The following is a 15,897-nucleotide window of genomic DNA, read 5'->3' as shown; positions in this document are numbered from 1 at the left end:
GGTGGGCCATCACCACCAAGGAGCCGCCGTGCCCCACACCCGCATCCGCCCGCGGCACCAGCCCTTCGAGATCACCGTCATGGTGACCGCCCCCGTCTGCGGGCTCCTCCTGATCGCCCTGGACGTCCGACCGCAGTCGGTGGAGATGGCGATGCCGGGTCCCATCCAGGTGGGGTGGGAGTTCGGCCTCGTCGTCGCCGGCGTCGCCGGGCTGCTCGGCATCTTCTGGCCCGGCCGGCTCTCCACCGCCCTCGGCACCGAGCTCGCCTCGGTGCTGATGCTCGGCACGATCACCGGCATGTACGCCGTCGCCGTGGCGGTGGTCGCCGGGCAGCAGGGGGTCGCCGCGACCTCCTTCGTCGGAGCGGTGTCCATCGGCTCGGGCTGGCGCGCCGCACAGATCGTGCGCGACCTGCGCGCCCTCACCCGGGCCGCCCAGGCGGCCCAGCCCGCCGGACTGGGCGGCGGCGTGGCCTCCACCGGAGGTGGGACGTGAACGTGTCCGCGCCGAGCGCACCACAGTGGGTGCAGGTCCTGCTCAGCATCCTCGGGGTCCTCGGCGGCGCCGGCGGTCTCGCCGCCATCGCGACCGTCGTGGTGCAGCGTGGCAAGTTCAAGGCGGACGCCGCCGACACCCTCACCGACGCCGCCCTCACGCTGGTGCAGCCGCTGCGCACCCGGGTCGCCGAGCTGGAGGAGACCGCCCTGGTCACCCGGGCGCAACTCGAAGCGACCCGCGAACAGGTGCAGCAGCTCCGGGCCACGGTCTGGGACCTGCGCCGGACGCTGGACCGGTGGCGGGAGGCCATCCTGGCCCAGGACGCGACCCTGCGCCGGGTCCGCGCCATGGTGCAGGACGGCGAGGACGACCGCCACCGACGGTGACGCCCGGCAGGCGAGGACGACCGCCGGCGACCGCTCCGCGCGGCCTGCCGCCAGCGGCGGCGACGCCCGCCCCGCCCGGCCTGCCGCCAGCGGCGGCGACGCCGGCAGGGGTGCCGGGCGGGCCCGCACGCGACGGGCGACACGCCGGGCGACGCGCCGGGCAGCGTTTCCCGGCGTCGGCACGGTGGGTAACCACTGGCCGACCCGGCACGGACGGACCGCGACCGGGCGCGAACGGACGGTGGTGGCGATGACCGGCCAGGTGGCGGAGGCCCCGAGCGCGACGGCCGAGGGGACGGATCTGCTCACGGTGGGTGTCGAGGAGGAGTTCCTGCTCGTCGACCCGCACACCGGGGCCGCGGTGCCCGCCGTCGACCTCGTCATGGAGCAGGTGCCGCCCGAGCTGCGCGGCCAGGTGGAGCGGGAGTTCCAGACCAGCCAGATCGAGATCGGCAGCCCGCCCGGCCTGGAACTCTCCTCCATCCGGCACTCCCTCGGGGTGCTGCGTGCCGCGCTCGCCGACGCCGCCGAGCGGGCCGGCGTACGGCTGCTCGCCATCGGCACCGGGCCGGTGGACGGGCCGGTGCCCCCGGTGGTCGACAAGCCGCGCTTCGACCGGATGGTCGAGCGGTTCCGCCTGCTGGTCCCCGGCCCCGGCAACAACGGCATGCACGTACACGTCGGGGTGCCCGACCCGGAGACCGGGGTGCAGGTGCTCAACCACGTCCGGCCCTGGCTGCCGGTGCTGCACGCGGTGACCGTCAACTCCCCGTTCGCCAAGGGCGAGGACACCGGGTACGCGAGCTGGCGGTCGATCGAGTGGGAGCGCTGGCCGTCGGTGGCGCCCACCCCGTTCCTGGAGTCGCACGAGCACTACGAGCGGCTGATCCGGCAGCTCGTCGCCAGCGGCGTGATGCTCGACGAGGGGATGCTCTACTGGTACGCCCGGCTGTCGGCCAGGTACCCGACCGTGGAGATCCGGATCGGCGACGTCTGCCCGTCGGTCGACGACGCGGTGCTCGTCGCCGCGCTGGTCCGGGCCATGGTGGCGACCGCGCTGGACGACATGGCCGCCGGCCGGCCCGCCATCCGCACCGACCACCACCTGCTGGTCGCCGCGCACTGGCGGGCGGCGCACGACGGGCTGGAGGGCGACGGCGTCGACCTCACCGACGGGGAGCTGCGCCCCGCGTGGGAGCTTTTCGACCAGCTCGTCGAGCGGCTGCGCCCGGCGCTGGAGCGGCACGGCGACCTGGACGAGGTGACCGACCTGGTCGGCGGGCTGCGCCGGCACGGCAGCGGGGCGGCCCGGCAGCGCGCCGTCCTCGCCCGCGGCGGCACGCTCGTGGACGTGGTCTCCGACGTCGCGCGACAGACCCGCGGGGCGGGTCGTCCGTGACAGGATGGTCCCCGTGGCGCAACGGCTGATCGTCATCGGTGGGGACGCGGCGGGCATGGCGGCGGCGTCCCAGGCGCGCCGCCGCCGCGACCGCGGCGATCTGGAGATCGTCGCGTTCGAGCGCGGGCACTTCACGTCGTACTCGGCCTGCGGCATCCCCTACTGGATCAGCGGGCTGGTGCCCGAGCGGGACGAACTGATCGCCCGCGACCCGGCGACGTTCCGGGAGAAGTTCGCCATCGACGTCCGGACACGGCACGAGGTCACCGCCATCGACCTGGACCGGCGCGAGGTGGTCGCGCGGGACCTCGGGGGCGGCGGCGAGGTCCGCGAGCGGTTCGACACCCTGGTGTACGCGACCGGCGCGGTGCCGACGAAGCCGGACTGGGCGCGTACCGACACCGGCGGGGTGTTCGGCGTGCAGACCCTCGACGACGGCGCGGCGCTGCGCGCCTGGCTGGAGTCCCAGCCCCGGCCGCGCCGGGCGGTCGTGGTCGGTGGCGGCTACATCGGCGTGGAGATGGCCGAGGCGCTGATCCAGCGCGGGCTCTCCGTCACGCTGGTGGAGCAGGGCGAGCAGCCGATGTCCACCGTCGACCCGGACATGGCCGAGCTGGTCACGGACGCGATGCGCGCGATCGGCATCACCATCCGCACCGGCCTCGCCGTCACCGGCCTGGAGGAGACCGACGGCCGGGTCTCCGCGGTGGTCACCGCCGAGGGGCCGATCCCCGCCGACCTGGTCGTCCTCGGTCTCGGCGTACGCCCCAACACCGCGCTCGCGGAGGCCGCCGGCCTGCCGCTGGGCGTCACCGGCGGGGTCCGGGTGGACCGCCGCATGCGGGTGCAGGGGGTGCCGGACGTCTGGGCCGCCGGCGACTGCGTGGAGACCGTGCACCGGGTCACCGGGATGCCGGTGCACGTGCCACTGGGCACCCACGCCAACAAGCAGGGCCGGGTGGCCGGCATCAACATCGGCGGCGGGTACGCCACCTTCCTCGGCGTGATCGGCACGGCCGTCACCAAGGTCTGCGACCTGGAGGTGGGGCGCACCGGGCTACGCGAGCGGGACGCCAGGGCGGCCGGCTTCGAGTTCGTCTCCGTGATCGCGCAGTCCACCAACCGCGCCGGCTACTACCCGGGCTCCCGCCCGATGACGGTGAAGCTGATCGCGGAGAAGCCCAGCGGCCGGCTGCTCGGAGCGCAGATCGTCGGCTGGTCCGAGGCCGCGAAGCGGATCGACACGCTCGCGGTGGCGCTGTGGAACGGCATGACGGTGGACGACATGACCGCCCTCGACCTCGGCTACGCCCCGCCGTACGCCCCGGTCTGGGACCCGGTGCTGATCGCCGCCCGCAAGGCCGTCGACGCCCTGTCCGCCACCGTCCGCTAGTCCGGCCGGTCCTTGTCGGGGGTGGCGGTTACCGTGTGCCCGCTGTCGCCGCGCCGGCCACGTCGGGCCGGTCGCTGACCCCTCGGAGGCCCCCTTGTCGCAGGAGACGACCTACCTCGAACTGTCCGAAGTGGACGGTGGCGCGCACAAGTTCTACGAGGTCGTGGTCGACGACGCCGCGCTGACCGTCCGCTACGGCCGGATCGGCGACCAGGGCCAGGTCAAGACCACGGCATACCCGGACAACGCCCGGGCCCGCGCGGCCGCCGCCAAGAAGATCGGCGAGAAGGTCCGCAAGGGATACGCGCCGGCCGTGCGCGGCGCCCGGCAGAAGCGCGCCGTCTCCCGGCGACAGATCGTCAGCACCCGCTCCACCGCCCGCACCGCCCCGGTGCTCTGGCGCTACGACTCCGGCGCCCCGGCCTTCGGCATCTTCGTCGACGGGCAGACCTGCATGGTCGGCAACGAGCGCGGCGTCATCACCACGCTCGACCACAACGCCCGGGTGCTCGACCAGGTCCGCCTCCCCGACGGGGTGAAGTGCATCGTCGCCGACGACGCCTGGATCTACGCGGGGTGCGACGACGGCAACGTCTACGACCTGTCCGGCAAGGTGCCCCGGGTGGCGTACGCGATCGCCCCCGACATCGACATCTACTGGCTCGACATCCACGACGGAGTGCTGGGCGTCTCCGACGCGGACGGCGGCATCGCCGCCGTCGACCACGAGGACGAGTTCCTCTGGCGCCGGGCGGGGCGCGGCCGGTCGGCCTGGATGGTGCGCTGCGACGCCGACGCGGTCTACCACGGCCACTCGCAGGGGGTGACCGGCTACGACTGGCGCACCGGGCAGGAGCTGTGGCACACCCGCACCGGCTCGGTGCTCTTCGGCTGGCAGGAGCCCGGCGCGGTGTTCGCCGGCACCGGCACCCGGGAGGTGGTGCGGCTGGCGAAGGACGGCCGCACGGAGCGCACCTACCGCTGCGACGCCCCGGTCTTCTCCTGCGCCACGGCCGAGGGCGGCCGGTTCGTCTTCGCCGGTGACAGCCAGTCCTCGATCTACTGCTTCGACGCGGCCGGCAACCGGCTGTGGAAGCTCGGCACCGGCTGCGGCTCGGCCTACTCGATGCAGTACCACGAGGAGCGGCTCTACGTGGTCACCACCGGCGGCTACCTGGCCTGCGTCGACGCCAGCGAGCCGGCGATCCGGGCGGCGGAGGCCGGCAGCGTGCCGGAGGTGGTCGACGTCAAGGCCCCGCCCCGGCTGCCGGAGCCGGCGGCGTGGACGACGGTCGAGGTGACCAGCGACGTCGACGGCGGCGTGGTGGTGCAGTGCGTCGAGGACCGCGGCCGGCTGCGCGTGCACGTGCTCTCCCCCGGCTACCGCCAGGACTGGTCGGTGCAGTTCCCCAAGGGCATCCGCGAGCCGGGCGCGCGCTACCTGGTCACCCAGGTCCGCGAATCCGGCCGGGGCGGCTTCTACCGGGCGTACGGCGACATCCGCCGGCTGCGCTGAGATGCTCCGGTCCGGGGGCGGTGCGGGACCGCCCCCGGACCGGTCAGCGCCAGGCCTGCGGCCCGTCAGCGGCAGGTCCAGCGCACCGCCCAGCCCCTGTTGTTCAGGTAGAGCTGCCCGCCGACCACGCGCCCGTCGTCGCTGATGCTCCGCACCCAGCCCCGCGCGCCGACCGCGCCGTCGGGCCCGGGCAGCTTCACCACTGTCGTACCGGTGGCCACGGCGGGGACCAGGGAGGGCAGCACACCGGCTATCCAACCCCGGCTGTTCACGGCTGCCATATTCACGTCGGCCGACAGCACCTCCGACTGCCCGGTCCGCAGATTGATCCGCACCTTGTACCCCGTCGAGGTGCCCGGCTCTCCCGGCTTCGTCTCCCGGCCGGCGGTCCCGGTCACCCAGCCCCCCGCCAGCGAGACGGGCAGGAACTGGAAGGCGACCCCGCCAGGCACCCGGGGCAGCGGCAGCACCTCCGGCCGGGTCGCGCCCGGCCGCCACACGACGGCGCGCGGAGGCTGATGCAGATCTCCGTTGGTCATGGTGGCCAGGATGGTGCCGTCCTCGTCGATGCCGACGGCTGTTCCCTCCCACTGCGGGCCGGGCAGCGGTAGGTCGACCGCCCGACTCTCGTACGAGTCCCAGACCACCGGCCGCCACCTCGGCAGGCCCGCGGGCCCGTTTCCGTCGGTCCGGTAGCCGACGATCCGGCCGGCGTCGTTGACTGCTCTCGCCGCCCCGGCGTCGACCCCGGACAGGCGGATGGCCTGGCCGTCGCGTACCGCCCACGCCTCCTGCCCTCCGCCGATGCGCCTCATCGAGCCCACCGCCAGGCCGGCCCGGTTGACGTCGCGCAACTCCTGGTACGTGCCAGGGATCTCGACCTCCCGGCCCCGGCCGGCGTCCCAGATCAACACGCGGCGGTCCGGCGACCCGTTCAGGCTCAGGTGGCCGACCAGCCACCGGCCGTCGGGGTCACCTCCGGTGACCTCGCTCCCGGAAGCAGCGCTGTCCGGCGCCGGCAGCAGCACGGCCTCGCACTTGCCCTGCCACGGGCCGGGCGGCGACGGCTTCGGGGTGGGTGGCACGGGGCTGACGCTCACCCCCGCCGGAGCAGGGGTCGCCCCGTCGACACGGTGCAGGGCCGCCGGCAGGGCGGCAGCCGCCAGCACGCCGAGCGCTGCTGCGCCGGCCACCGCCGCCCGGCGGTTGCGCCGGCGCCGGCGCGCCTCCCGGATCGCCCCCGGCACATCGATCCGGGGCGGCCCGTCGGGTTCGTCGTCGAGCCGACGCAGCAGGTCGGTGACGCGTTCCTCGTCCATCGTCATGGTCTCCGCTCTCCTCCGGCCCGACCGGCCGGTTCCCGGCCGCCGAGTAGTCGTCGCATCGCCGCCAGCCCGTGCGAGGTCTGGCTCTTCACCGTGCCGGCCGAGCAGCCCAGCGTCCGGGCCACTTCCTCGACCGGCAGGTCGTGCACGAACCGCAGCACCAGCACGGCCCGCTGGCGTGGCGGCACCTTGGCCAGCGCCTCGCGCAGCACGGTCCGCTCCTCGGCGCCCCGGTCCTCGGTGGACCGGACGTCGGGCGGCCCGCCGAACAGGTGCACCCGCCACCAGCCGCGCCGCCGGGTGTCCAGGAAGAGCCGGACCAGCACCGTGCGGACGTACGCGTCGAGCTGCTCGACCTCCCCGATCCGCGCCCAGCGCCGGTAGAGCCGGGTTGCGGTCTCCTGCACCAGGTCGTCGGCCTGGTCGGCGTCGCCGCTGAGGGCGTACGCGAGCCGGCGCAGTGCGGGCAGGCGTGCGGTGACGTACTCGATGTATTCCTGGTCCGATGCGTCCGGCATCCGGCCACCTCCGTGGGGTTCCCTGTTCCAGACGGTCCCGGCCCGGAAACGGTTGTACGCGACGAGCCGGCGTGGCCGAGGATGACCGGATGGCCGTGGAGCTGGAGATCCCCGACGGGCTGCGCTGGACCGAAGAAGTCGAGGCTGGCCGGGCGTGGCGGGCGGTGCTGCCGGCCCGGCTGGCGGAGTGCGTCGAACGCTGGCACCTGCGGGTGGGACGCCCCTTCCCGTACGCCTTCGCGTCACTGGCCCTGCCGGCCACGCTGCCCGACGGCACGCCGGCGGTGCTCAAGCTCCAGTACCCGGACCCGGACAGCGTGCACGAGGCGACGGCGCTCGAACACTGGGCCGGGGCGGGGGCGGCCCGGCTGCTCGCGCACGACCCGGAGCGGCGGGCGCTGCTGGTGGAGCGGTGTGTGCCCGGCACTCCGCTGCACGAGCTGCCCGCCGACGCGGCGCTGGACGTGGCGGTCGGGCTGTTGCCCCGGCTGTGGCGACCGGCCGGCCCGCCGTTCACCCCGCTCGCAGAGGAGGCCGCCGGGTGGTGCGAGCGGCTGCCGGTGAACTGGGAACGGGCCGGCCGGCCGTACGAGCGGCGGCTGCTCGACGCGGCGCTCGGGCTCCTCGGCGACCTCGTCGGCAGCCAGGGTGAGCAGGTGCTGGTCAACCAGGACCTGCACGCCGGCAACGTGCTGCGGGCCACCCGGGAGCCGTGGCTGGTGATCGACCCGAAGCCGCTGACCGGCGAGCGGGAGTTCGGCGTCGTGCCGCTGGTGCGCGGGGCGGAGCTGGGGCACTCGCCGGACGCCGTCCGGCACCGGCTGGACCGGCTGAGCGCGGAACTGGGGCTGGACCGGGAGCGGGTGCGGGGCTGGACGGTCGGGCAGACGCTGGCCTGGAGCATCGGCGAGGGGCAGGTCTTCCCGCGACAGGTCGAGGTGGTCCGCTGGCTGCTCGGTTCAGGGTGAGCGCGTCGGGCGTCAGGCCGGTTGGCAGGTGGGGCACCAGTAGAGGTTGCGGCCGGCCAGCTCGCCCCGGCCCACCGGCGTGCCGCAGACGTGGCAGGGCGCGCCGGGGCGGCGGTAGACGTACACCTCGCCGCCGTGCCGGTCGACCCGGGCGGCGCGGCCCATCGCCTCGGGCAGGTGCGCGTCGCGGACGGTGTCGATCCGGCCGCGCGTGACGGCGAGCCGCATCAGCGTCACCAGGTCGGCCCAGAGTGCGTCCCAGCCGGCGCGGGGCAGCCGCCGTCCCGGCAGCGTCGGCGGCAGCCCGGCCCGGAACAACGCCTCGGTGACGAAGATCAGCCCGGTGCCGGCCACCACCGACTGGTCCAGCAGCAGCGCGGCCAGCGGCGTGGGGCTGCGGGAGATCCGGGCGTACGCCCGGTCGGGGTCGGCGTCGGCGCGCAACGGGTCGGGGCCGAGCCGGCCGCGCAGCGCCGCCACCTCGGGTGGGGTGAGCAGTTCGCAGGCGGCCGGGCCGCGCAGGTCGAGCCAGTGCCGGTCGCTGGTCAGCCGCAGCCGCACCTGGCCGACCGGCTCCGGCGGGTCCCCCGCGCCGTCGGTGAACCTGCCGTAGAGCCCGAGATGGACGTGCAGCGTCAGCTCGCCGGCGTGGTGGTGCAGCAGGTGCTTGCCGTGCGCCTCGGTGGCCTCCAGCACCGTGCCGCTGAGCCGGGCCGCGCCCTCGGCGAAGCGGCCCTGCGGGCTGGCGGCGTGCAGCTTGTCGCCGGCGAACAGCTCGGCGTGCCGCGCGGCGAGTCGGTGGATGGTGTGTCCCTCAGGCACGACGGCAACGGTAGCCGGGACGGGGCCGGCGCCGACGCGGCCGGGTGTCGCGGAGGTCGCGGCTGGGTACCTCGGGTTCGTTACCGCGCGGGCGCCACCCGCTCCATCGGCCGCCGCGCATTCATCAGGAGGTGTGTTGTGGTCAAGATTCCTTCCCTGTCGCGCCGGACGGAGCCGGCACCGACGGACGACGACGCGGGCGGCCGGGACCGGGCCGAGGACACGGGCCGGGCCGACCGCCCGGTGGTGACCGACCGGGACAGCGACCAGGCGACCTACCGCAGCGGCGCCGCGACCGGAGCCGACGGTCGGGCGACCGGAGCCGACGGTCGGGGCGGCGACGCCGAGCGGCGGGCGGCCGAGCGCGCCGCCGTCGCGCGGGCGGCCACCGCCCGGCCGGCCGACGACGACAGCTGGCGCAACCCCCGGATCACCGACGCGGACCCGGCCCTCGAACGGACCGTCGACGGCCGGACGGTCGACCTGGACCGGGACGCGGCGGCGGCGCGGGTCGCCGGGACGGACCGGGACCGCCCGGTGGACCACCCCGTCGACCGGGACGGCGACGGCGTCGCCGACCGCGCCCCGGAGCGGCCGGTGGTCGCCGGCCCGAAGCCCCGGGCCAGCCTGCTCGCCACGCTCGGCCTGGTCGTCGGCGTCGCCGGTGCCCTCTTCGTGCTCACCGGCACCCTCGCCGGGTACGGCATCGGGCTCGGTGCGGTCGGCGCGGTCCTCGCCGTGCTGGGTCTCGTGGCCACCCGGCGCCGGCACATCGCGGGCAAGACCGACGCCCTGCTGGGCATCGCGTTCGGCCTCGGCGCGGTGGTGCTGGGCGTGCTCGCGATGACCGGCCAGTTCGACTGGCCGACCACCGACGGCGACTGGGTGGGGCGCCTGCGGGAGTGGCTCGACTCACAGTTTGCGGACCGCTTCTAGCGGGCACTGTCGGGCTCGCCGGCGGTGCGCCGGCAGTGCCGGTGGTTCATCGGCGACGCCCGACCAGCCTGGTGGTTCACCAGCCGGGCACATCCTTTTCGGGGGCGGCGGTTCGCCGCCCCCGAAGTGCGTCCGGGGCCGGTTGGACCGGCGGCGCGCTGCTTCGCTCCGTGGCAGGGCTGATCGGGCGAGCGGTCCACGCCGGCCCGGACCACGGCCGCCTCCGCCGAGACGCAACGATTCGACGCCAGCGCGGTCTCATACGCAACGATCGTCCGCCCCACGCAACCATCACCGGTGGATCCTGTCGGCCCGGCCCGCATAGCGTTGACGGACGGCGCCAGCCCCGTGGGTCGAAGATGGCCGGGGCGCGCCCGACCCCCTGGGAGCAGGACAATGACGATGGACGCCACCAGCCAGCGCTTCCTGATGTGCCGGCCGACGTACTTCGCCGTCGACTACGCGATCAACCCGTGGATGGACCCGACGGCCCCGGTCGACGCCGACCTCGCCGTCCGGCAGTGGGAACAGCTGCGCCAGATCTACCGGGACCTGGGCCACACCGTCGAGGAGATCACTCCGGTGCCCGGGCTGCCCGACATGGTCTTCGCCGCCAACGGCGGCACGGTGATCGACGGCAGGGCGATGGCCGTGCAGTTCCGCGACCCGCAGCGCGCCGACGAGGCCCCCGCGTACCGCGCCTGGTTCGAGGCCGCCGGCTTCGAGATGCACGACCCGAAGCACGTCAACGAGGGCGAGGGCGACATCCTGCTGGCCGGCGACTTCCTGCTGGCCGGCACCGGCTTCCGCACCGCGCACGCCTCGCACGCGCAGCTCCAGGAGGTCTTCGGCTACCCGGTGGTCACCATGCAGCTGGTCGACCCGCGCTTCTACCACCTGGACACCGCGCTCACCGTGCTCGACGAACGGACCGTGGCCTACCTGCCGGAGGCGTTCTCGCCCGGCAGCCGGGCCGTGCTGCGCCGGCTCTTCCCGGACGCGGTGCACGCCACCCTGGCCGACGCCGAGGTCTTCGGGCTGAACGCGGTCAGCGACGGCCGGCACGTGGTGCTGCCCGCGCAGGCCACCGGCCTGGCCGCGAAGCTGCGCGACCGGGGCTACGAGACCATCGGCGTCGACCTGTCCGAGCTGCGGAAGGCCGGCGGCGGGCCGAAGTGCTGCACGTTGCGACTCCGTCAGGGAAAGGCGAGCAAGTGATCGAGGACATGCTGCGGACGCCGGAGGCGGTCCGCGACGCGGAGCGGTGGACCGCGCACAACTACCACCCGCTGCCGGTGGTCATCTCCTCCGCCGAGGGCGTCTGGCTGACCGACGTGGACGGCCGCCGCTACCTCGACTGCCTGGCCGGCTACTCCGCGCTGAACTTCGGGCACCGGCACCCGCAGCTCGTCGCGGCCGCGCACGCGCAGCTCGACAAGCTGACCCTCACCAGCCGGGCGTTCATCCACGACCAGTTCGCCGACTTCTGCCGGGAGCTGGCCGAGCTCTGCGGCAAGGACCTCGTGCTGCCGATGAACACCGGCGCCGAGGCGGTGGAGACCGGCATCAAGGTGGCCCGCAAGTGGGGCTACCAGGTCAAGGGCGTGACGCCGGGCCAGGCCAACATCGTGGTCGCCGAGGGGAACTTCCACGGCCGCACGACCACCATCGTCAGCTTCTCCACCGACGAGGACGCCCGCGCCGACTTCGGGCCGTACACCCCGGGCTTCACGGTCGTGCCCTACGGCGACCTGGACGCGCTGACCGCCGCCATCGACGAGAACACCGTCGCGGTGCTGCTCGAGCCCATCCAGGGCGAGCAGGGCGTCGTCGTGCCGCCGGAGGGCTACCTGCCGGGCGTACGCCGGGTCTGCACCGAGCGGAACGTGCTCTTCGTCGCCGACGAGATCCAGTCCGGCCTGGGCCGCACCGGCGCCACCTTCGCCTGCGAGCACGAGGGCGTCGTACCGGACATGTACCTGCTCGGCAAGGCGCTGGGCGGCGGCATCGTGCCGGTCTCCGCGGTGGCCGCGAACTCCGACGTGCTGGGTGTGCTGAAGCCGGGCCAGCACGGCTCGACCTTCGGCGGCAACCCGCTGGCCTGCGCGGTCGCCACCGAGGTGGTCCGGCTGCTGGCCACCGGCGAGTTCCAGCGCCGCTCGACCGAGCTGGGCGCCCGGCTGCACGCCGGCCTCCAGTCGCTGGTCGGCAGGGGCCTGGTCGCCGTACGGGGCCGCGGACTGTGGGCGGGGCTGGACATCGACCCGGCGCTGATGAGCGGCCGGGAGGCGTGTGAGCGGCTCGCCGAGCGCGGCGTGCTGGCCAAGGACACCCACGGCTCCACCATCCGGCTCGCCCCGCCGCTGGTGATCACCGAGGAGGAGATCGACCACGCGGTGGCCCAGCTCGCCGCCGTGCTGGCCGGCTGACCCCGTACGACAGCGGCGGGCGTCGGGACCACGGTCCCGGCGCCCGCCGTCGTTTCCCCGACAGTCAGCGGGGCAGGCGCATCGCCATCGTGGGGGCCTCGGCCATCACCGAGTTCGGCGTGTACGGCGCGCCGGCGGGAAGCTCGCCGGGCCGGCCGATCTGCACCCCGGGGTAGAGCTCGACCATGTCGCCCTCGGCCACCACCCGCGACTGCTTCGGCGCCAGCGGGACGCGGTCGCTCTCCGCCATCGACCCGCCCGGCCGGATGCCGGAGCCGTTGGTGCTCACGTCGGTCACGATCACCTCGCCGACCCGCAGCTCGAACCGGAGGTGGCTGCGGCTGATCCACCGGCGCGCCTCGTCGTTGAGCCACTGGCCGAGCACGATCCCGCCGGCCTGGTCGGGCGCCCGGCCGACCAGCGCCGGCTGATCCTCGGTGAGCACGAAGCGGCGCCGGATCAGCCCGCCGACGCGGACGGCCAGGACCTCGCTGCGCGGTCGCGGACCGGCGTCGCCGAGCCGGACGCCGTGCCGCGGGCAGGTGGGCGCGCCACCGCGCAGGGAGGGCGGGGGCTGGGCGGCGGGGCTGCGCTCCACCCGGGCCAGGTCGGCGAAGGACCCGCCGCCCCCGCCGCCGAAGAGCGCGCAGCCCGGCTCCGGGCAGCGCCACTGCCGGGAGAGCAGCTTCACGCCGGCCGGCGACCGGTCGCCGGCGACCGGGGTGTGCCCGCCGCCGACGTGGGCGACGAAGGCCGGCCCGCCGGCGCCCGGCACCGGGGCGAGCACACGGCCGGGCTGCTCGACCAGCCACGGGTAGCGCCCGCGCAGGCCGTCCGTCCGCACCCGGGTGAGCACCGGCAGCCCGAGCAGGTCGGCCACCTCCAGCATCCGGTCGCCCGGGTTGTCGAGCACCTCGACCAGCCCGTCGTCGGCCCACCGGCGGACCACCATCCGCTCGTTGGAGGTGAGGTCGGCGTCGGAGAGCAGCGCCCGGTGGACGACCGCGTAGACGGGGACGCTGTCCTCCTCCAGCTCCCGGGCGAGGGCGTCGATCACCATGCCGAGGCGGAGCAGGCTGGCCGGCCGGCCGCCGTCGAGGTCCTGGTAGCGGATCACCTCGGCCAGGTCGAGGACGGCCCGGGCCAGCGACGGGTCGGTGCAGACCCGCCCCTCGATGGCGTCGAGCACCTTGCTGATCTCGAATCTCATCGGACGCTCCCCACGATCTCGTCGATCCGCCGGGCCAGTTCCAGATCACGCCGGGTTACCCCGCGCGCCGAGTGCGTCACGCAGCGGAACGTCAGGGTGCGCCAGCGGATGTCGATGTCGGGGTGGTGGTCCAGCTCCTCCGCCGTCACGGCGACCCGGTCGACGACCGCGATGGCCTCCGGGAAACTGGCCAGCTCCACGGTGCGGGTGATCCCGGTCGGGTCTCCCGACCAGCCCGCCAGCCCGCCCAGCTCGTCTCGCACCGCCTCGGCGGTGAGCACGTCTGCCATGGGGAGACCCTACCGGGAGGGGTCGGAACGACGCCGACCAGCGGCGGGAGGTGTGTCCCACCCGGCAGGCGGCGGGGCGGGACATAGATCCACGGCTGTGGGTGGCGGACGTTAGGCTGACCGGCGGCCCGGCCGGGCCGCGACCGGCGTCGCCCCCGGCCCACCCTGCCAGAGGAGATTCTCAGCATGAACACTCGACGGCTGGCGACCACGGGGGTCGCTATCGTCGCCGCGCTCAGCCTCGGTCTCACCGGGTGCGGCACGAAGACGGACGCGGACGCTCCGGCCGGCAACGGCACCGGCGCGGCACCCGCCAGCTCGGCCCCGGCGGACGCCCGCGCCGAGCTGACCGCCGCCGCGCAGAAGCTCAACCAGCAGAGCGTCCGGATGGAACTGAAGTCGGCGGTCGTCAACGGCAGCGGCGTGATGGACCCGGCCACCAAGACCGGCGACATGACGATGAAGCTGGGCGCGGAGGGCACCTTCCGGATCCTGCTGCTCGGCGACGACGCCTACCTGAAGATCACCGGTATGCAGGGGATGCCGAAGAAGTGGCTGCACATGGACACCACCAAGCTCGGTAAGAGCGGCCAGTTCAACCTGATGCCCGAGGGCGACCCGGGCGGCGCGAAGCAGATGATCGAGAGCGTGGTGGACGTCGAGAAGACGGGCACCGGCAGCTACGCCGGCACCCTCGACTACACCCGCACGAAGGCCGACGACCCGTCCATCAAGGCCCTCGGCGAGAAGGCCAAGGCCGTCCCGTTCACCGCCAAGGTGGACGACCAGGGCCGGCTCGTCGAGTTCGCCATCGACACCAGCGTGCTGCACGAGTCGCTGGGCATGATGACCACCACCTACTCGGACTTCGGCGCCCCGGTCACCGTGAAGAAGCCCGCCGCGAGCGACACGCAGGAGGCCCCGCAGGAGCTGATCGAGTCCATGGGCTCCTGAGCCCGACCGTACGGAGGCGGGGGCGGCGCCGGTCGGCGCCGCCCCCGCCGCGCGTCTCAGCCGCGCAGCGGCCGGCCCACCTCGTGCAGGTGCGCGAGCGCCTGGCGGTACGACTCCACCAGCCCCGTCTCGGCGTACGGGATGCCCCGCTCGACGCAGTACGCGCGCACGATCGGCTGGGCCCGGCGCAGGTTCGCCCGCGGCATGTTCGGGAACAGGTGGTGCTCGATCTGGTAGTTGAGCCCGCCGAGCGCGACGTCGACGAACCGGCCGCCCCGGACGTTGCGGGAGGTCAGCACCTGCTTGCGCAGGAAGTCGAGCTCGTCGTCGGCGGTCGGCATCGGCATCCCCTTGTGGTTGGGGGCGAACGAGCAGCCCATGTAGAGGCCCCAGAGTCCCTGGTGGACGGCGACGAACAGCAGCGCCTTGCCCGGGGACATCGCCAGCAGCAGCCCGCCGAGGTAGCCCACCGCGTGCAGGCCCAGCAGCAGCGCCTCCACCCTCCGGTGCCGCATCGGGGTGCGGAACCCGCCGTCCGGCTCCCGCCCGACGACCGCCTGCACGCTCGCCACGTGCAGGGCGAGCCCTTCCAGCAGCAGCATCGGGAAGAACAGCCACGCCTGCCGGCGGGCGAGCCAGCGGTTGACGCCACGCGTCGCGGCGGCCTGCTCGTACGTCCAGACCAGCGCGCCCGCCCCGACGTCCGGGTCCTCGTCCTCGTGGTTCGGGTTGGCGTGGTGCCGGTTGTGCTTGTCGACCCACCAGCCGTAGCTGAGCCCCACCGCCAGGTTGCCGGTGAGCAGGCCCACCGCCTCGCTCGGCCCGCGCCGGCGGAACATCTGCCGGTGGCCGGCGTCGTGGCCGAGGAACGCGACCTGCGTGGTGGCGACGGCCAGGAACACGGCGACCAGGAGCTGCGCCCACGAGTCCCCGACCAGCCCGACCGCGACCCAGCCCGCCGCGAAGACGCCCAGGGTGAGCACGATCCGCGTCACGTACCGGCCCGGGCGCCGCTCCAGCAGCCCCGCCCCGCTGATCCGCCGGGACAACTGTGAGTAGTCACTGCCCCGCCGTACCGGCGGGTCCGCCACCGCTGCGAGCACCATTGCGGCTCCCGTTCTCTCGATCCGGGTACCGGGGGGGGGGGGGGGGGGGGGGCGGTCGGGGGGGGGGGGGAGGGGGGGGGGGGGGGAGCGGTCCACCCCCCCAAAGGGGGGGGGGGGGAGGGGGGGGGGGGGGGGGGGGAGGGGTT

At 74.7% G+C, this 15,897-nt stretch carries 16 protein-coding genes; 10 read left to right on the top strand and 6 right to left on the bottom strand.

The features are described 5' to 3' along the window. The first annotated feature begins 28 nt into the window (after positions 1-28). The 5 genes from ACZ6O2_RS21865 (at position 29) to ACZ6O2_RS21845 (ending at position 5,193) form a co-directional block, all read left to right on the top strand. Positions 29-496, top strand: coding sequence for a hypothetical protein (locus ACZ6O2_RS21865; protein WP_350703681.1), 468 nt, complete (start codon positions 29-31; stop codon positions 494-496). Beyond that, positions 493-885 carry a hypothetical protein gene (locus ACZ6O2_RS21860; RefSeq protein WP_466024093.1) on the top strand — a complete coding sequence of 131 codons (393 nt, stop codon included), beginning with the start codon at positions 493-495 and terminating at the stop codon, positions 883-885. Before ACZ6O2_RS21865 ends, ACZ6O2_RS21860 begins: the two co-directional genes overlap by 4 nt. 250 nt (positions 886-1,135) lie before the next feature. Beyond that, positions 1,136-2,284, top strand: coding sequence for a carboxylate-amine ligase (locus ACZ6O2_RS21855; RefSeq protein ID WP_350703683.1), 1,149 nt, complete (start codon positions 1,136-1,138; stop codon positions 2,282-2,284). 13 nt (positions 2,285-2,297) lie between these two features. Beyond that, positions 2,298-3,677 (top strand): FAD-dependent oxidoreductase, encoded by a 1,380-nt coding sequence (locus tag ACZ6O2_RS21850; RefSeq protein WP_466024092.1) that lies wholly within the window; start codon positions 2,298-2,300, stop codon positions 3,675-3,677. Positions 3,678-3,771: 94 nt separating this feature from the next. Next, positions 3,772-5,193: a WGR domain-containing protein gene (locus ACZ6O2_RS21845; RefSeq protein ID WP_466024091.1), complete on the top strand. Its 1,422-nt coding sequence runs from the start codon at positions 3,772-3,774 to the stop codon at positions 5,191-5,193. A gap of 65 nt (positions 5,194-5,258) precedes the next feature. Here the strand turns inward: ACZ6O2_RS21845 and ACZ6O2_RS21840 are convergent, their stop codons facing one another. Both ACZ6O2_RS21840 and ACZ6O2_RS21835 read right to left on the bottom strand, forming a co-directional pair. Next, entirely contained in the window at positions 5,259-6,518 is a 1,260-nt protein-coding gene (locus tag ACZ6O2_RS21840) for a hypothetical protein (protein WP_466024090.1), read from the bottom strand. Continuing rightward, positions 6,515-7,036 carry a SigE family RNA polymerase sigma factor gene (locus tag ACZ6O2_RS21835; protein ID WP_466024089.1) on the bottom strand — a complete coding sequence of 174 codons (522 nt, stop codon included), beginning with the start codon at positions 7,034-7,036 and terminating at the stop codon, positions 6,515-6,517. Before ACZ6O2_RS21835 ends, ACZ6O2_RS21840 begins: the two co-directional genes overlap by 4 nt. An 89-nt stretch (positions 7,037-7,125) precedes the next feature. Between ACZ6O2_RS21835 and ACZ6O2_RS21830 the strand changes: the two genes are divergently transcribed. Continuing rightward, entirely contained in the window at positions 7,126-8,004 is an 879-nt protein-coding gene (locus ACZ6O2_RS21830) for an aminoglycoside phosphotransferase family protein (protein ID WP_466024121.1), read from the top strand. A gap of 12 nt (positions 8,005-8,016) precedes the next feature. On the opposite strand, the gene ACZ6O2_RS21825 is transcribed toward ACZ6O2_RS21830, so the two are convergent. Beyond that, the gene (locus ACZ6O2_RS21825; protein WP_466024088.1) at positions 8,017-8,826 is read right to left on the bottom strand and encodes an Fpg/Nei family DNA glycosylase; all 810 of its coding nucleotides are present in this window, start codon (positions 8,824-8,826) and stop codon (positions 8,017-8,019) included. 138 nt (positions 8,827-8,964) lie between these two features. On the opposite strand from ACZ6O2_RS21825, the gene ACZ6O2_RS21820 reads away from it, so the two are divergent. From ACZ6O2_RS21820 to rocD, 3 genes are all read left to right on the top strand, one after another. Then, the gene (locus ACZ6O2_RS21820; RefSeq protein WP_466024087.1) at positions 8,965-9,762 is read left to right on the top strand and encodes a thrombospondin; all 798 of its coding nucleotides are present in this window, start codon (positions 8,965-8,967) and stop codon (positions 9,760-9,762) included. A gap of 402 nt (positions 9,763-10,164) precedes the next feature. Next, positions 10,165-10,980: a dimethylargininase gene (gene ddaH / locus ACZ6O2_RS21815; protein ID WP_350704147.1), complete on the top strand. Its 816-nt coding sequence runs from the start codon at positions 10,165-10,167 to the stop codon at positions 10,978-10,980. Then, positions 10,977-12,191, top strand: coding sequence for an ornithine--oxo-acid transaminase (gene rocD, locus ACZ6O2_RS21810; protein ID WP_466024086.1), 1,215 nt, complete (start codon positions 10,977-10,979; stop codon positions 12,189-12,191). The genes ddaH and rocD overlap by 4 nt, the downstream gene beginning before the upstream one ends. Positions 12,192-12,255: 64 nt before the next feature. Here rocD and ACZ6O2_RS21805 read toward each other — a convergent pair whose 3' ends face one another. Together ACZ6O2_RS21805 and ACZ6O2_RS21800 are read right to left on the bottom strand one after the other, a co-directional pair. Beyond that, complete coding sequence (locus tag ACZ6O2_RS21805; RefSeq protein WP_350703697.1) at positions 12,256-13,401, bottom strand: FHA domain-containing protein; 1,146 nt, start codon at positions 13,399-13,401, stop codon at positions 12,256-12,258. After that, the gene (locus ACZ6O2_RS21800; protein WP_350703699.1) at positions 13,398-13,691 is read right to left on the bottom strand and encodes a 4a-hydroxytetrahydrobiopterin dehydratase; all 294 of its coding nucleotides are present in this window, start codon (positions 13,689-13,691) and stop codon (positions 13,398-13,400) included. The genes ACZ6O2_RS21805 and ACZ6O2_RS21800 overlap by 4 nt, the downstream gene beginning before the upstream one ends. A 186-nt stretch (positions 13,692-13,877) precedes the next feature. Here ACZ6O2_RS21800 and ACZ6O2_RS21795 point away from each other — a divergent pair, with 186 nt between their 5' ends. Then, positions 13,878-14,645, top strand: coding sequence for a hypothetical protein (locus tag ACZ6O2_RS21795; RefSeq protein WP_350703701.1), 768 nt, complete (start codon positions 13,878-13,880; stop codon positions 14,643-14,645). Positions 14,646-14,701: 56 nt separating this feature from the next. On the opposite strand, the gene ACZ6O2_RS21790 is transcribed toward ACZ6O2_RS21795, so the two are convergent. Then, on the bottom strand, positions 14,702-15,751 hold the full coding sequence (locus ACZ6O2_RS21790) for a fatty acid desaturase family protein (protein ID WP_466024085.1): 1,050 nt from the start codon (positions 15,749-15,751) through the stop codon (positions 14,702-14,704). Positions 15,752-15,897 lie beyond the last annotated feature (146 nt).

The organism is Micromonospora sp. NPDC048040 (assembly GCF_055587185.1).
This window is presented reverse-complemented; position numbering and strand designations above follow the sequence as displayed.

What these genes read in the sequence shown, in the direction of transcription:
- ACZ6O2_RS21790 (WP_466024085.1), bottom strand. Translation starts at nt 15,751, where the DNA reads ATGGTGCTCGCAGCGGTGGCGGACCCGCCGGTACGGCGGGGCAGTGAC.
- ACZ6O2_RS21830 (WP_466024121.1), top strand. Translation starts at nt 7,126, where the DNA reads ATGGCCGTGGAGCTGGAGATCCCCGACGGGCTGCGCTGGACCGAAGAA.
- ACZ6O2_RS21855 (WP_350703683.1), top strand. Translation starts at nt 1,136, where the DNA reads ATGACCGGCCAGGTGGCGGAGGCCCCGAGCGCGACGGCCGAGGGGACG.
- ACZ6O2_RS21835 (WP_466024089.1), bottom strand. Translation starts at nt 7,036, where the DNA reads ATGCCGGACGCATCGGACCAGGAATACATCGAGTACGTCACCGCACGC.
- ACZ6O2_RS21800 (WP_350703699.1), bottom strand. Translation starts at nt 13,691, where the DNA reads ATGGCAGACGTGCTCACCGCCGAGGCGGTGCGAGACGAGCTGGGCGGG.
- ACZ6O2_RS21840 (WP_466024090.1), bottom strand. Translation starts at nt 6,518, where the DNA reads ATGACGATGGACGAGGAACGCGTCACCGACCTGCTGCGTCGGCTCGAC.
- ACZ6O2_RS21805 (WP_350703697.1), bottom strand. Translation starts at nt 13,401, where the DNA reads ATGAGATTCGAGATCAGCAAGGTGCTCGACGCCATCGAGGGGCGGGTC.
- ddaH (WP_350704147.1), top strand. Translation starts at nt 10,165, where the DNA reads ATGGACGCCACCAGCCAGCGCTTCCTGATGTGCCGGCCGACGTACTTC.
- ACZ6O2_RS21795 (WP_350703701.1), top strand. Translation starts at nt 13,878, where the DNA reads ATGAACACTCGACGGCTGGCGACCACGGGGGTCGCTATCGTCGCCGCG.